The following is a 15,345-nucleotide window of genomic DNA, read 5'->3' on the forward strand; positions in this document are numbered from 1 at the left end:
AGTTCGTCATGATAGCCGATCGTAGGGATACAAGGCCGGTTCGCTCGCACGAACGCGTGTGGACGGGTGCGGTGTTCGACATGGATGAGGACCGCGTTGAAGTAACTGAGGGCAACGTGGTGACGCGACACTACGTGGCGCATACCGGGGCAGTAGCTGTTGTAGCTCTTCGTGAGGGGGTCGAGGACCTCGAGGTCGCCCTGGTTGATCAGTATCGCCACCCGGTGCAGGCAACTTTGTGGGAGATCCCTGCTGGTTTGCTGGATATTGAAGGCGAGGAGCCCGTGGATGCCGCTAAACGAGAGCTGTTTGAAGAGGCTGATCTCGAAGCCGATACCTGGCACACTCTGGTTGACTATTTCACCTCGCCGGGAGGTACCACGGAGGGGCTACGTATTTTCTTGGCGCGCGATGTAAGGCAAGTGCCTGCCGGGAAGCGGTTTGAACGAACTGATGAAGAGGCCACAATGCAACTGCGTTGGGTTCCGATGCGTGAGGCGGTGGCTGCCATTCACGACGGGAGGATGCATAATCCCTCGGCGGTGGTGGGGATCTTGGCGGCGCAGTCAGCGCGAGCACAGGGCTGGAGCTGTCTGCGTCCCGCGGACGCTCCGTGGCTGAGGTCGCCGTTCAGTCGCAAGCAACGCGACTAGGCATGTAGCCGACATTGAAGCACAATAAAGCGCGTGGTCGCCGTTAAAACGGCCGCCACGCGCTTTCAATCGATTAGTTTTCGTTGCAGGTGCACCAATCAGAGTCAGCAACCATTGCCTTAACCTGATCTACGTGCTGTCCGCAACCGGTCCAAGTGGTCTTGCCACACTTTGCGCAACGAATTGGGCTACACATACCATGCTCCTAAACTCGGGGAACGCATCCTGATGGACTCGTCCTTTTTCAAACTCATTTTGGAATCACAATAATCATATCAGAAATACCCCCGCGGGTATATGGTCGTCTGGTCATGCTGATAATCACGGCTCGCTCGCGCGTCGCTAGAGCTTCGTCTTTCTTTGTTTTCGGTGTGATCTCGGGCGTAGACGCGACATTCGCGCTATTACGTAATGAAGATGTTGCTTAAAGAAGGTAGACTTGCAAAAGTCGGTCATGGGAAGCATTACTGACTTGCGGATACGGCCTTGAAGGGAGGGCGCCTTGGCAGAACCAGTAGATCAGGGGACTCGCGAACTCGTCCTCGACCTCATAGTTGAGAAGGGCCCGGTAACAGCATCGGTTATCGCCAAAATTCTAGGGCTTACAACCGCTGCGGTTCGCCGTCATATCACTACTTTGGAACAGTTAGGCGAGATAGCTGAACGCGAGCAACCGCAGTCAGCGAAGCGCTCGCGGGGTCGTCCGGCCCGTCATTACATTGCCACGGACGTTGCTCATGAACGCTTGCATGACAGCTATTCAGAAATTGCAACGAGGGCTATGGCCTACCTCGCGCAAACGGCTGGAGTGGAAGCAGTCGAGAATTTCGCTGCGGTTCGTTCGCGCGAAATCGAACGCAAATATGCGCCCGTGGTTCGCGCTGCGGGACGTGATCCGAGGGCGCGTGCGGTGGCGCTTGCAGACGCCCTTACTCAGGATGGCTATGCGGCCAGCGTTCGCGACGTTGGGGGAGGCAACTTTGCCATCCAGCTGTGCCAGGGGCACTGTCCGATCCTGGACGTAGCCGAGGATTTTCCACAGCTATGCGAGGCGGAGACACAGGCGATTGGGCGCCTGCTAGACGTACACGTGCAACGTCTTGCCACTTTGGCAGGGGGCGAGCACGTGTGTACAACGCACATTCCAGTTGCGGCGCTGACCAGAAGAAATGGCTGGCGCCACGGTGGAGATCGAGCGCACGAGCGTTCGAACTAGGAAGGAACTAATGACCACTACAACGAAAGTTGAACGAGGTGAAGATAAGCCGCGCACCGATGACGAGATCATCGACTCGATTGGTGCGTATCAGTACGGCTGGCACGATACTGATGTGTATGGCGCTGACGTGGAGCGTGGCTTAACTGAAGCCCTTGTTCGTCATATTTCGAGCATTAAGGAAGAGCCCGAGTGGATGCTTGAGCGCAGGCTCAAGGGATTCAAGGCGTGGGAACGTAAGCCCGTTCCTAAGTGGGGTCCAAACCTCGATGACATCGATTTCGATTCGTTTAAGTACTACGTTCGCCCGTCTGATCGTCCGGTGAGCTCGTGGGATGACCTACCTCCCGAGATCAAGGAAACGTACGAGCGTCTTGGTATTCCGGATGCGGAGCGTAAGCGTCTGATCGCGGGTGTGGCTGCCCAGTATGAGTCTGAAGTTGTGTACCAGCAGATCCAGGAGGACTTGGAGAAGCAGGGCGTTATCTTCCTCGATACCGATACGGGTTTGAAAGAACACCCGGAGCTGTTTGAGCGTTTCTTCGGCAAGGCTGTTCCGGCTGGCGATAACAAGTTCGCTGCGTTGAATACCGCCGCGTGGTCTGGCGGCTCCTTCATCTACGTACCTCCGGGCGTGCACGTGGAGATTCCGCTCCAGGCTTACTTCCGTATCAATACTGAAGCTATGGGCCAGTTTGAGCGAACGCTAATTATTGCGGATGAGGGCTCTTACGTTCACTACGTCGAGGGTTGTACTGCGCCGATTTACGACACCAACTCGCTTCACGCGGCAATCGTGGAGATCTTCGTCTTGAAGGATGCGCGCGTTCGCTATACCACCATTCAGAACTGGTCTAACAACGTTTTGAACCTTGTGACTCAGCGTGCTGTCGCTGAAGAGGGCGGGACTATGGAGTGGATCGATGGCAACATCGGTTCCGCTGTAACCATGAAGTACCCGGCCTGCTACCTCATGGGTGAGCACGCGCGCGGCGAGACGCTCTCTATTGGTTTTGCGGGCGAAGGTCAACACCAGGAGACGGGCGCAAAAATGCATCACATGGCGCCCTACACCTCTTCAACAGTGGTTGCGAAGTCCGTTGCCCGTAACGGTGGCCGCGCGTCTTACCGTGGTCTCGTTGAGATTGATGAGAAGGCACACCACTCGAAGTCGAACGTCCTTTGTGACGCCCTCCTCGTTGATAAGGAGTCGCGTACCGACACGTACCCGTACGTTGACGTTCGTAATGACGATGTGGAGATGGGCCACGAGGCAACTGTGACGAAGGTTTCAGAGGATCAGTTGTTCTACCTGATGTCGCGTGGGCTAGAAGAAAACGAAGCTATGGCGGTGATCGTCCGCGGATTTGTGGAGCCGATTGCGCGCGAACTTCCGATGGAATACGCGCTTGAACTTAACCGCCTTATTGAACTACAGATGGAAGGATCGGTGGGCTAAATGTCGAACGCAATGGCTAGGGCCCATTCACATGGCGCGGGCACCCAGGCGACGTACTCGTCGCGAGCGGACCGCCCCAGCTCCTTCAACCCGGCTGATATTCCGGTTCCAAACGGGCGTGAAGAGGACTGGCGTTTTACGCCTATAAAGCGCATCCAGGCGCTTTTTGATGAGTCTGGCTACGCCGAGGCGGACCTTCCGGTTTCCGTGACCGCTCCGAGCGAGGTCTCGGTGAGCGTTGTGGATGCTAAGGATTTCGATCTCGATAAGATCTTGGCTCCCGGCGATCGCACCGCGGTTGTGTCGTGGGTCCGTGCGAACTCGGTAAACCTCATTGAGATTCCGAAGGGTAAGGCTCTTTCGGAGCCCGTGTTTATCAACATCTCAAACGACGATGAAACGCCCCGCAGTCAGCGTATCTACGTTCGCGCTAACGAAGCTAGCGAGGCAGTGGTAGTAATCAACCACAAGGGTAAGGGAAAGCTGAACCAGACCGTGGAGATCGATGCGGCTGACGCAGCAAAGCTAACGGTGGTTTCCCTTCAAGAGTGGGATGACACCGCGACTCACGCGTCGAACCATCGCATGCGGGCGGGGCGCGACACGCAGTTGCGTCACGTGGTAGTCACGCTCGGAGGCGACCTCGTTCGTCTGAGCGCAGATACTGAGTTCGCGTCTCCGCGCGGCAATATTGAAATGCTCGGCCTGTACTTCGTTGATGCTGGCCAGCATTTGGAACATCGCCCGTTCATCGCACATACGCAGCCGCATTGCTACTCTCGCGTTACTTACAAGGGTGCGCTTCAAGGCAAGGATGCTCAAGCAGTTTGGGTGGGTGACTGTCTGATTGGCGCAAATGCTGACGGAACGGACACTTACGAGCTGAACCGCAACCTCGTGCTTTCCGAGGGGGCGCGCGCAGATTCCGTGCCAAATCTTGAAATTGAAAATGGTGAGATTGAGGGTGCGGGCCACGCGTCTGCAACGGGCCGTTTTGATGACGAGCAGTTGTTCTACCTGATGGCCCGCGGCATCTCTGAACGCGACGCGCGTCGTCTCGTGGTACTAGGATTCTTCGGCGAGCTGGTAAACCAGATTGGCGTACCCTCCGTCCAGGAACACCTTATGGAAACCATCGAGGCTGAGCTGGAAAAGGGCGGCTCAATGGACAAGCTGGTGTCGCGATGAGCTTCCAAGTTGCATGCCCTGCAGACCTAGAAGCGGGCCAGGCCCGCATGGTCGAACTGACGAATGAGGCGGGAGAGGAGCTTCCGATCGCGATCATTCGTGACACGGTAGGTGACTGGTACGCGATTGACGATACGTGCCCCCACGCGGACGTGTCTTTGTCCGAGGGAGACATTTCGCAAGCATGTGTGGAATGTTGGGCACACAGCGCTGAAATCAACTTAAAAACGGGGGAGGCCACGCTACCTGTGACCGAAACTGTGCGTACTCATCCCGTGAAGCTTGAAGGCCAGAACGTTCTGGTTGATCTGGAAGTAGAGTAAGGAAAACTTAAATGACTACCCTTGAAATCAAGGATCTGCACGTCAGCGTAGATACCGGCGAGGAAATGAAGCACATCCTCAAGGGCGTAAACCTGACTATCAATTCTGGGCAGAAGCACGCGATCATGGGGCCGAACGGTTCTGGTAAGTCCACGCTCGCGTATGCGCTCGCGGGCCACCCGAAGTACCAGATTGATTCCGGTGAGGCCCTGCTTGACGGCGTGAATATTTTGGAGATGGATCCGCACGAGCGTGCCCAGGCTGGTCTGTTCCTCGCGATGCAGTATCCGGTTGAAGTGCCGGGTGTGACCGTGTCGAACTTCCTGCGCACCGCGAAGACCGCCATTGATGGCGAGGCTCCAAAGGTTCGCTCTTGGGTGAAGGAACTGAAGGAAGCTACGGATAACTTCCGTATGGATCCGGCGTTCACGGAGCGTGAGGTTAACGTAGGTTTTTCGGGCGGCGAGAAGAAGCGTCTGGAGATTTTGCAGATGGAAATGCTGAATCCGAAGATGGCTATCTTGGACGAGACGGACTCTGGCCTAGATATTGATGCGCTACGCATTGTGTCTGAAGGTGTGAACCGTGTGGCCGACAAGTCGAACCTCGGCGTTCTGCTGATCACGCACTACACGCGAATCCTGCGCTACATTAAGCCGGATTTTGTACACGTGTTTGTGAATGGTCACATTGTTGACGAGGGCGGTCCGGAGCTTGCTGACCGTCTTGAAGAAGAAGGCTACGACCGTTACCTGAACAACTAGTCCGGAGATTTTGATGACAACTGATCGGCTTGCCAAAGCGCTTTCTGCCCAGGAAGTGGAGGATCTGCGCACGCAGTTTCCTATTCTTGGACGCATTGGACGCGATGGTAAGCCGATCGTTTATCTCGATTCTTCGGCTACGTCGCAAAAGCCCGTTAGGGTGATCGAGGCTGAAGCCGAGTTTTACCGTTTGCATAACGCCGCGGTAAACCGGGGCACGCACATGCTGGGCGATGAATCAACGGGAGCTTTTGAGGCTGCGCGCGAAACGGTTGCGAGCTTTGTTGGGGCTGATGCCCGTGAGATCGTCTGGACTAAAAACGCAACTGAGGCTATCAACCTTGTGGCTTACGCGATGTCTAACGCATCCGCTGGTATTGGGGGAGCTCAAGCGCAGCGTTTTCGGGTTGGGCCCGGTGACAAAATCGTCGCCACGCGCGCCGAGCACCACGCTAATCTGCTTCCTTGGCAAGAGCTCGCCGCTCGCACGGGTGCCGAGTTCGCGTTCCTCGACCTGCTACCAGATGGTCGCATCGACCTCGAAACGTTGAATGTAATCGATGAGCGCACCAAACTGGTTGCTTTTACTCATGCATCAAACGTGACGGGCGCGGTGTCCCCGGTAAAGCAGATCGTGGCCGCAGCGCGCAACGCGGGTGCCCTCGTTCTGCTTGATACGTGCCAGTCATCAGCGCACATGCCCATAAACGTGCGCGAACTAGGTGTTGACTTCGCCGTGTTCTCTTCGCACAAGATGCTTGGGCCAACCGGTGTGGGCGCGCTTTGGGGGCGCTACGAGCTGCTTGAGGCGATGCCTCCGGTACTGGTGGGAGGTTCTGTTATTGCTAACGTGACGATGGAAAAATCGATCTATTTGCCTCCGCCAAACCGTTTTGAAGCCGGCTCGCAGCCGGTAGCTCAGGCGGTGGGTTGGGCCGCTGCGCTCGACTTCTTGAGCGAGGTAGGCATGGATCGGATTGCGGCACATGAGGAGCAAATCACAGCCGCTCTGCTCGATGTGGTTAAAAACGCTGATGGCGTGCAGCTACTCGGCCCAGCAGATACTAAGAATCGTCTTGCCGTGGTGGCGTTTGCCGTGGAGGGTGTACATCCGCATGATGTGGGCCAATACCTCGATTCGGAGTCCGTTGCCGTGCGCGTGGGGCACCACTGCGCGATCCCTCTGCATAAGTTTTTTGGGGTGCGCTCATCGAATCGCGCTTCGGCGGCGTTAACAACTACGCTGGATGAGGTGCACCGGTTCGGTGAAGCCTTGTCGCGGGTGCGCGGCTTTTTTGGAGGAGTGTAAGTGTCAAGCTTGGAGACGTTGTATCAGCAGGTCATCCTCGATCATTCACGCAGGCGTGTTGGCGAGGGGGAGATTCCTGGGGACGTGGATGGAGAGTCCTACCAGGTTAATCCCACCTGCGGAGACGAGATCACGCTCGGCGTTCACGTGAAGGATGGCGAACTCGTTGACTATACCTGGGCAGGTGATGGGTGCTCGATTTCGCAGGCCTCAATTTCGGTGATGGCAGAGCTAATCAACGGAAAGTCGATTGAGGAAATCTCGCAGCTGTACAAAGATTTTGAAACCATGATGCATTCACGCGGAAAAGGTGTTCCTGACGAGCTCCTTGATCGTTTAGAGGACGGCGCCGCGTTTGAGGGCACCGCTAAGTTTCCAAACCGTATTAAGTGCTCACTGTTGGGCTGGTACGCGTTGAAAGACGCGCTGGTGAAGGCAGGAGTTGCATTGGAGGATCAACAATGAGTAATCCCATGGCTAATCCCGAGCCCGTGGAACAGCGCTTCCAGGAAGTCGCACCTGAGGAGGCCGCCGCTACGGTGGATCATGAGAGCCTCGGACAGCTTACTGCGCAGGAAGTTGAAGACTGCCTTCGCGATGTAATTGACCCTGAACTTGGTATCAACATCGTTGACCTTGGCCTGCTATACGGCATCATGATTGACGAAAATGATCACGTGAATATCGACATGACGCTAACATCCGCCGGCTGTCCGCTTACGGATGTTATTGAGAACCAAGTGCGCATGATGCTAAATGGCGTTGCAAGTGGCGTGACTTTGAACTGGGTGTGGCTACCGCCATGGGGTCCGGACCGTATTACTGAGGATGGTCGCGAACAGCTACGCGCAATTGGCTTCAACGTATAGTTTTGCTACGTACAGTTTTGGCTCCGCAAATGCGGAGCCAAAACTAATTTCTAAGGATTATTTTCCACCACGCTCTATCATGAGTCGGTCTTTCACAACTCTGCGCATGATCTTTCCGATCTGGGAGTGTGGAAGTTCAGAGACTATTGCCAAAGAACGGGGGAGGGCGTAGTGGGATATCTTCTTTTCTGCCCAGGCGCGTACGTCCTCTAGCGTGATGTTTTCGACGTCCTCATCCAGCACGAGCGCCGCAGTGACCTCTTCGCCGCCCGGAATGGGCATGCCAACGATGGCTACGTCTTTAACTCCCGGCATGGAGCGAATCGCCTCCTCGACTTGCGTGGGGTAGACGTTGAAACCGCCGGACAGGATTAGCTCTTTGCGTCTGTCTGCAAGGTAGATGAATCCGTCGTCCACCATGCCTATATCGCCGGTGCGGAAGTATCCATCTGTTGTGAATGCCTGCGCGTTCTCTTCGTCCGCATCCAGGTAGCCGGAAAATACTTGTGGGCCTTTAACGAGGATCTCGCCCGGCTCGCCCTCGGCTGGCTCAACATCGGGGTCGTTGAGGTCTCCCAGACGCATTTGCGTGGAGGGGAAGGGCAGGCCGAGAGCGCCGCGGCGGCGTTGGCTAGTCATGGGAGAACCGCACATTGTGGGCGAGGTTTCAGTCATTCCGTACCCCTCGATAATGTACCCGCCGGTGGATTTCTCCCAGCGCTCAGCAACATCGGCTGGTAGCGCCATGGCGCCGCTGATTGCGTAGCGGATGGAAGAAATATCGATCTTCTTCTCGCGTGCACGCTTTTCAATCCGGTCGAACATGGGCGGCACACCAACAAAAAACGTCACCGGCGTTCGCGAGTGAGCGGCCAGGGCCATGTCGACGTCGAACTTGGGGAGCATGATCTGGCAGGCTCCGTACTTCACAGCGCAAACCAGGAAGAAGCAAAGTCCGAACGAGTGGAAGTAGGGCAGCAGTGAGAAAAAGTTCTCTGCTCCCTCGTGCAACCTGTATACCCACGAGAGGTTTTGGTTTGCGTTTGACCCGATGTTCTTGTGGGTCAGAGGAACTGATTTTGGTACGCCGTTAGTGCCTCCCGTGTGCAAGATTGCGGCTATATCAGATCCGGTTGCATGCGGCGTTGACGGGTCAATGGGGCTTGCGGCGCGCACCTTGTCATCCCAAGATAGGGTGCCGGCCGGAGCGGCCAAGCGCATCTGATCGCGAACTTTTCTGGCCGGTGCGATAGGAAGCGCCAGCATAGTCTTTTTTGTCACCGGCATATAGCGCGTGATGTCGACGGTAAAAACAGTTTGGAGCTGGTGGCCGGGGCCAAAGGCAAACTTGGAGACTGACTTTTCCCATACGACGGCCACCTTGCCGCGGTGGCGCTTAATCTGCTCTTCAATCTCTGATATTGGAGCTAGCGGATTGTGTTCGGCAGCAATCGCGCCAATGCGCATGAGGGCGTAAAAGACGATCACGTGTTGAGGGCAGTTTGGTAGCGCGATAGAAACGGCGTCTCCCCTGCGAACGCCCGCGAGGCGAAGGACGTTTGCAGCGCGATCAACTTCGTTCTTTAGCTGACCGTAGGTAAGTTCCTGCCCAAAGTACTGGGTGGCGGGCCTAGTTGGATAGAAGCGTGCCGTTTCTTCTAACACCTGGTAGAGGGAGGTTTCTGGCTCCGCAATCTCGTAAGGCACGCCTTTTTCGTAGTGTGAGCGCGCCATCTCGGTGATGGTCGACATGATTCTCCTAAAGGAACTATGCTCTTATCTTACGCTAGCGTAAGTTATTGCCCCTTGCATAATTTATCGCGTCTAAAGTGCCTTCGTGTAGTATTTTGCCCGCCTCAAAGGGCGGGCAAAATACGTCGAGATGAAGCAGGTGGTTTTACTGGAAGTTATCCTGGCCGTGCGGCTCCTGCGCGTGCGGCTGGGCTTGAGCTGGTGCAGGCGGAATGATGCCGCGTTGAGCCAGCACCCATTGCGGATAGAGGCTTTGCCATTCGGGGTAGAAACGTCCCTTGGAAAGCTCTCCGGCCAAGTAAACGGGGTCGGGCTGCGGCGTCTTACTTGGGTCGTGAACGCGGCTCACTTTTGCCTTCTTCGCCGCGAAGGCGAGGGCAGCGGTAACCGCGCTCATTATCGCTGCGGAAAGCAAGAACGAAAGCGGCGTAGACGTGGTCTCTTCACTGATGAGGGAATCAGAAGTGTTAGAGAAAGCCTCGATGGAAAGGATGACCATGTTATTGGAGGCGTGCATGGCAACCGCAGCCTCAACGCCGCCCGTGTACCACATAAGGAACACTGCGCACAAAGAGAACACGGCCAGGTCGGCGAGGATCCACACGTCCAACGATCCGTGTAGAAGCGCGAATACCGGGGCAGAAGCCAGGGTAGCTACGATCAAAGACGCCCAGCGGTTAGGGATCCATGATCCGAACATTTGCAGGAATCCCGCGCGGAATGTCAGTTCTTCTGCCGCGCTTTGGAACGGGACCAACACGAGCGTGAGTAGTAGGAGGATAGCCAGTTGTGGTCCGGGTTTGAACTCCGTGCCCTCAAGCAAACTCATTGGAATGAAAGCGAGTGCGAAAATCGGTATGGCAATGGCGAAGCAAGTGGCCAGCCACTTGTAGCGCAAGCGGCCCTCAACCGAGAAAAAGTAGCCCACGCCCGTACGTGCGCCCAACGCCACACCGGCTAATACGGCGGGAATCAGAACGGCGATGCTCAGCATTAAGACGGCGAAGACAACCGGATCAGTAGCATCGATCTCGCCGGTAAATAGCTGCTCGTATCCGGGGCTGTAGAGCGCGGGAATCCCTAGTGGAAGTAATGTCACCACAGTTGATAGGGCAAGGAAGACTACCAGCGTGATAACGATCGCTAGAAGAGGCCGGTACCAGCGTCTGTCTGGGCCGGCAGAGAGCTTGTGATATTCGGCAGGCTCTCGCGGTTGGATTTGCGGTAGGTGAAGCAAAACGGCCTCCTAGTTGCCGTAAAAACGGGCAAGGGTTTCTTGCTTGTACTCGGTGTACTCACCGTTTCGGATGGACTCGCGAATGCTATCCACAAGGTGAACGGTAAACCATTCGTTATGAATCGTTGCAAGTGTCGAAGCTAATATTTCGTGAGCTTTGAACAGGTGGTGCACGTAGGCGGTTGTGTAATTTTGGCACGTGTAGCAACCACATCCGTCAGCTAACGGGCCGAAATCCCGTTTGAACCGTGCGTTCGTAATGTTAACGCGCCCATCGGGAGTGTATATCGCAGCGTTGCGCGCCACACGCGACGGGTTGACGCAGTCGAACGTGTCAGCACCCGCCTCAATCGCGGCAAAAAAGTCATCGGGTTCAGAAATACCAAGTAGGTGACGCGGCTTATTGTCGGGTAACGCGCTGGTTAGCCAAGAAACGATTAGCCCAAGATTTTCTTTTTCGAGGGCGCCGCCCAGGCCGAACCCGTCAAAGCCTTCACTGTTAATACCCAGCTGCTCCAAGTCTGGTGACGTGTGCATTTGGGTGAGCGTGCGCGCGGCTTCGTTACGCAAATCTTTGTACTGTGCTCCTTGCAGAACTCCGTAAAGCTGCTGGTACGGCTTGTCGGGATTCTCAGCGGTGAGACGCCAATGTTGATCTAGGGACCGTTGCGCCCAGCGGTGCGTACGCGCAAGTGACTCAACCTGATAGTCATAAGGGTGGAGCAGAGAAGTGAGCTCGTCGAAGGCAAACATTATGTCTGCCCCCAGTTGATGCTGAATACTCAGCGAAATCTCGGGGTTGAACCTGTGCTTGGTGCCGTCAATGTGTGAGCGGAACACCACCCCGTCTTCGTCCACGGCTGCGCGGTTGCGGCGAACGGCCTCTGCGGCTTCATCTTCGGCAGTTACCTTCTTGCCGGCAAACTCTTGCGAGAGAACCTTCTTGTAGTTGGATCCAAGCGATAGAACTTGGAAACCACCAGAATCAGTGAACGTAGGGCCAGCCCAATTCATGAACTTGCCCAGGCCGCCCCCGGCCTCCACAATATCTGCGCCCGGCTGCAGGTAAAGGTGGTAAGCGTTTGCAAGTAGGGCTTGCGCACCAAGCTCCTTCATCATTTCGGGAAGCATGCCCTTCACGTTGGCAAGGGTACCAACCGGGATGAAGGCGGGCGTTTCAATGGTGCCATGCGCGGTTTGAAGCGTGCCAACACGCCCGAGCGGGCGCGGACCGTCGTCGGTTTCTACCTCGACCTCATCCAACCACGCCGCAACTTTGAAACCGCGCGAAGCCTCGATGCGTTCGCGGTGCGCCTGCGTGATTGGCGCGTTAGACATGGGACTCCTCGTAGCTTTCGATGCGCTTGATCCAACCGATCACTCGGTAGGTCACAGGCAAAAGAATGACCTCAACACCGACTTTATACACGTAGCCGACAAACAGATAGTTCAAAAATTCCGCGCCCGTAATCACGCCGTAGAACGCAACCGTGCAGAAAATCAGGGTGTCGGCAAATTCTCCAACCAGAGTGGAGCCGATCAGGCGCGCCCACAGGTGACGCTCTCCCCACTTCGCCTTGATGCGTACTAGAACCCAGGAGTTCAGTAACTGACCGGCCAAATATCCGAGGACGGATGCCGCCACAATACGCGGAACAAAACCCAGTACGGCAACAAAAGCTTCCTGGTTTTCATAGCCTGGACCGGCTGGTGCCGCACCTACAACGAGGAAGGTGAGAGCGGCAATGATAGAGAAAGCGAAGCCGGCGAGTATGGCTCTGCGGGCACGGGAGAATCCGTAAACTTCTGAAAGGACGTCACCAAGAATGTAGGTGAGGGGGAACAGTACGGCGCCGCCATCGAACACTAGAAGTGCGGGGCCGATATGGATTCCGATTAATTTGGTTGCGGCAATATTTGAAAGTATTAGCAGGGCAACGAACGATATCGCGACGATGTCATAAACGCGCGGTTCGCGGGTTTTCACACTGTTTAAAGTCACGCGGTAAACATACTACAAGGCCGGTTTAGACTCTATTCGCCTCCCATTTACACTGTTCATTGTGATTAATGTTTCGAACCTTACTGTGCGGATTGGTCCGCGCACGCTTTTGCAAGGCGCTAGCTTCCACGTCGATAAGGGAATGCGAATCGGTTTGGTGGGCCGCAACGGGGCCGGCAAAACTACAACCATGCGCATGCTGGCCGGCGAGCCGGATCGGGGTGAAGCCGAGTTTGATGGCACCGTAGTGCGTCGCGGCAGCCTCGCCTATTTGCCGCAGGACTCGCGTGTAGCCGATCCGCAGCAGAAGGGGCTGGATCGGATCTTGTCGGTGCGAGGCATTGATCAGCTGCTTGCGAAAATTGAGAAGGCGCAAATGCAGATGAGCACCTTGGAGGGGCCGCGCCAGCAGAAAGCTATGGAGCGCTATGTGCGCCTAGATCAAGAGTTCACCAATCAGGGCGGGTATGCCGCCAAAGCGCAGGCTTCCCAGATTGCGTCCTCGCTCGGTTTGAACGAGGATCAGCTGTCGCGCCCCCTCGGTACTCTCTCGGGCGGTCAGCGTCGCCGCGTTGAACTCGCGCGCGTCCTATTTTCCGAGGCTGAAGTTCTGCTCCTTGATGAGCCTACGAACCACCTCGACCATGATTCCCTAATCTGGCTACGCGACTTTTTGAAGACGTATCCGGGTGGGATGATAATCATCTCTCACGATGTTGCATTGATCCGCGAGACCGTGAACCACGTGATGCACCTGGACGCGGACCGCGCGGTTGTGGACCAGTACAACATGGGCTGGGATCTGTATTTGAAGCAGCGAGAAGAAGACGAGCGGCGGCGCAGGCGTCAACGGGCAACAGCTTTAAAGAAGGCGGAGGCGCTACGCGCGCAAGGCGAGAAAATGAGGGCGAAAGCAACTAAGGCGGTCGCTGCTCAGCAGATGCTTCGCCGTGCTGAAGAACTCGAGGCCAGCGTCGAGCCGGTGCGACAGGTAGAGAAGGTTGCGCGTCTGCGTTTTCCAGAGCCTGCTGCGTGCGGAAAGGTGCCGTTGCGTGCCTCTTCGCTTTCGAAAACCTATGGATCGCTCGAAGTCTTTACAGGCGTTGATTTGGCCATTGACCGCGGCTCGAAAGTGGTAGTACTTGGGCTGAATGGTGCGGGTAAAACTACGCTTCTTCGGATCCTGGCTGGAGTTCTCAGCCCCGATACTGGCGAGGTTGAAGCCGGTTACGGGTTGAAGCTCGGTTACTACGCGCAGGAACACGAGACGCTAGATCCAAACAAAACCGTGCTGGAGACGATGGTTGCGGCCGCCCCCGCATTCGATGACACGCGAGTCCGCAATGTCCTCGGCCAGTTTCTGTTTTCCGGTGAGGACGTGGACAAGCCTACGGCTGTGTTGTCAGGTGGGGAGCAGACCCGCCTCGCCCTGGCCACGCTGGTGGTGTCGGCCGCGAACGTTTTGCTATTGGACGAGCCAACGAACAACCTCGACCCAGCTTCACGAGAGGAAATCCTCTATTCGTTGAAGACATATGAGGGGGCGGTGGTGCTAGTAACGCACGACCCGGGTGCGGTGAAAGCTCTGGAGCCGGACCGCGTGCTATTGCTACCCGACGGAGATGAGGACTTGTGGGATGACTCTTACTTGGAGCTCGTAACCCTTACCTAAAGTTGGGGTCCTCGCCTAGGCTCGCGCGCTCTTCTTCGGTGAGTGAGCGGGGGTCTACGGGCTTGGGGGCTGGTGCGGTGGCCGCTTCAACCTCGCTGATAGGAACAACGCGATGGGGGAAAGACCGTAAGCTGACAAATTCGGTGAGGAAATCGCGGTGCCTCTCGCACGCCAGCCAGGTTTTTTCGCGCGCGGCGTGGATCTTTGGGTTGGACCAGATAACCGCCCAGCGAGCCACTTCGGTGCACTGGCGGGCTGAACAGACGTGGAAATGCTTTTCGCTCACGCCCCAATACTATAGTTTGCCTGCAAGGTCCTCGATTCGCCCTACAAAACGAGTGCGCGATCTCCTAGAGTTGAGGCATGGGGCAAACGCTGATTCTTGTCCGTCACGCCCAGGCGCGTCATGGAGGTGGGCGGGATGAGCTGCGCCCGTTGACCAGGGCCGGCCAAGAGCAGGCCCGACAACTTGCCCGTAGAGTAAAAGATTTAATCGCCAATGGCGTGATTGTGCATTCGCCTGCGGTCCGGGCTTTACAGACCGCGCAGGAGGTTGCGCGTGAGAGCGGCGCGGAACTGTTGCAACTGAACGAGCTTTACTATGCCGATGAGTACGATCTGTTGCGATCTATCCCCGCGTTTACCGGTCCTGTGATGGTGGTCGGTCACGCGCCAACGATCCCGTATGCAGCCGCGCTTATCGCACGGGGGGAGGGTAGTGCCCTCATCGCCGCCGGGGGCTGTCCAACCGCCACTGCCTACGTGTTCGAGATCCCCGACTTAACCCAGTTACGGCGGGCCAGCGCCGCCCTAAAAGATTTGATTGTCACGCCCGCCCGGTGACTTTTGTAATGCCAAAATTGTGACTACAGGCAGGGGGCCAAGAAGCCGATCCCTGGTG

General features: G+C 56.3%; 17 protein-coding genes. 11 read left to right on the forward strand and 6 right to left on the reverse strand.

Going from position 1 to position 15,345, the window contains the following annotated elements:
- Positions 1-8: 8 nt before the first annotated feature.
- Positions 9-653 (forward strand): NUDIX domain-containing protein, encoded by a 645-nt coding sequence (locus BQ7114_RS01370; protein ID WP_072340951.1) that lies wholly within the window; start codon positions 9-11, stop codon positions 651-653.
- A 73-nt stretch (positions 654-726) separates the two neighbouring features.
- Here BQ7114_RS01370 and BQ7114_RS09060 read toward each other — a convergent pair whose 3' ends face one another.
- Positions 727-849 (reverse strand): hypothetical protein, encoded by a 123-nt coding sequence (locus tag BQ7114_RS09060; RefSeq protein ID WP_268258622.1) that lies wholly within the window; start codon positions 847-849, stop codon positions 727-729.
- Between the two features lie 306 nt (positions 850-1,155).
- On the opposite strand from BQ7114_RS09060, the gene BQ7114_RS01375 reads away from it, so the two are divergent.
- The 8 genes from BQ7114_RS01375 to BQ7114_RS01410 are packed head-to-tail and all read left to right on the forward strand — an operon-like array spanning position 1,156 to position 7,781.
- Positions 1,156-1,869 carry a helix-turn-helix transcriptional regulator gene (locus BQ7114_RS01375; protein ID WP_072340954.1) on the forward strand — a complete coding sequence of 238 codons (714 nt, stop codon included), beginning with the start codon at positions 1,156-1,158 and terminating at the stop codon, positions 1,867-1,869.
- Positions 1,870-1,879: 10 nt separating this feature from the next.
- Complete coding sequence (gene sufB / locus BQ7114_RS01380; protein WP_072340957.1) at positions 1,880-3,328, forward strand: Fe-S cluster assembly protein SufB; 1,449 nt, start codon at positions 1,880-1,882, stop codon at positions 3,326-3,328.
- Positions 3,329-4,516 (forward strand): Fe-S cluster assembly protein SufD, encoded by a 1,188-nt coding sequence (gene sufD, locus BQ7114_RS01385; protein WP_072340960.1) that lies wholly within the window; start codon positions 3,329-3,331, stop codon positions 4,514-4,516. It begins immediately after the preceding gene.
- Entirely contained in the window at positions 4,513-4,839 is a 327-nt protein-coding gene (locus BQ7114_RS01390; RefSeq protein WP_072340963.1) for a Rieske (2Fe-2S) protein, read from the forward strand. The genes sufD and BQ7114_RS01390 overlap by 4 nt, the downstream gene beginning before the upstream one ends.
- 11 nt (positions 4,840-4,850) lie before the next feature.
- Positions 4,851-5,603 carry a Fe-S cluster assembly ATPase SufC gene (sufC, locus tag BQ7114_RS01395; RefSeq protein ID WP_072340966.1) on the forward strand — a complete coding sequence of 251 codons (753 nt, stop codon included), beginning with the start codon at positions 4,851-4,853 and terminating at the stop codon, positions 5,601-5,603.
- 13 nt (positions 5,604-5,616) lie between these two features.
- On the forward strand, positions 5,617-6,912 hold the full coding sequence (locus tag BQ7114_RS01400) for a SufS family cysteine desulfurase (RefSeq protein WP_072340969.1): 1,296 nt from the start codon (positions 5,617-5,619) through the stop codon (positions 6,910-6,912).
- Positions 6,913-7,377 (forward strand): Fe-S cluster assembly sulfur transfer protein SufU, encoded by a 465-nt coding sequence (sufU, locus tag BQ7114_RS01405; protein ID WP_072340972.1) that lies wholly within the window; start codon positions 6,913-6,915, stop codon positions 7,375-7,377.
- Positions 7,374-7,781, forward strand: coding sequence for a metal-sulfur cluster assembly factor (locus tag BQ7114_RS01410; RefSeq protein WP_034510385.1), 408 nt, complete (start codon positions 7,374-7,376; stop codon positions 7,779-7,781). Before sufU ends, BQ7114_RS01410 begins: the two co-directional genes overlap by 4 nt.
- A 57-nt stretch (positions 7,782-7,838) precedes the next feature.
- On the opposite strand, the gene BQ7114_RS01415 is transcribed toward BQ7114_RS01410, so the two are convergent.
- The 4 genes from BQ7114_RS01415 to BQ7114_RS01430 form a co-directional block, all read right to left on the reverse strand.
- Positions 7,839-9,533, reverse strand: a complete 1,695-nt coding sequence (locus tag BQ7114_RS01415) for an AMP-binding protein (protein ID WP_072340975.1) — start codon at positions 9,531-9,533, stop codon at positions 7,839-7,841.
- 145 nt (positions 9,534-9,678) lie between these two features.
- Positions 9,679-10,770, reverse strand: coding sequence for a CPBP family intramembrane glutamic endopeptidase (locus tag BQ7114_RS01420; protein WP_072340978.1), 1,092 nt, complete (start codon positions 10,768-10,770; stop codon positions 9,679-9,681).
- Between the two features lie 9 nt (positions 10,771-10,779).
- Positions 10,780-12,108 (reverse strand): tRNA guanosine(34) transglycosylase Tgt, encoded by a 1,329-nt coding sequence (gene tgt, locus BQ7114_RS01425; protein WP_072340981.1) that lies wholly within the window; start codon positions 12,106-12,108, stop codon positions 10,780-10,782.
- Positions 12,101-12,772, reverse strand: a complete 672-nt coding sequence (locus BQ7114_RS01430) for a queuosine precursor transporter (protein WP_072340985.1) — start codon at positions 12,770-12,772, stop codon at positions 12,101-12,103. The genes tgt and BQ7114_RS01430 overlap by 8 nt, the downstream gene beginning before the upstream one ends.
- Before the next feature lie 61 nt (positions 12,773-12,833).
- Here BQ7114_RS01430 and BQ7114_RS01435 point away from each other — a divergent pair, with 61 nt between their 5' ends.
- A complete protein-coding gene (locus tag BQ7114_RS01435) occupies positions 12,834-14,444 on the forward strand; it encodes an ABC-F family ATP-binding cassette domain-containing protein (protein WP_072340989.1) in 1,611 nt (536 codons plus the stop codon).
- On the opposite strand, the gene BQ7114_RS08780 is transcribed toward BQ7114_RS01435, so the two are convergent.
- Positions 14,437-14,730: a hypothetical protein gene (locus BQ7114_RS08780; RefSeq protein WP_199171267.1), complete on the reverse strand. Its 294-nt coding sequence runs from the start codon at positions 14,728-14,730 to the stop codon at positions 14,437-14,439. The two genes, BQ7114_RS01435 and BQ7114_RS08780, sit on opposite strands and share 8 nt — an antisense overlap.
- 77 nt (positions 14,731-14,807) lie before the next feature.
- On the opposite strand from BQ7114_RS08780, the gene BQ7114_RS01445 reads away from it, so the two are divergent.
- Positions 14,808-15,287, forward strand: coding sequence for a SixA phosphatase family protein (locus BQ7114_RS01445; RefSeq protein ID WP_072340996.1), 480 nt, complete (start codon positions 14,808-14,810; stop codon positions 15,285-15,287).
- Positions 15,288-15,345 lie beyond the last annotated feature (58 nt).

This window comes from Actinomyces urinae (assembly GCF_900119695.1).
GTDB classification, from domain to species: Bacteria; Actinomycetota; Actinomycetes; order Actinomycetales; family Actinomycetaceae; genus Gleimia; species Gleimia urinae.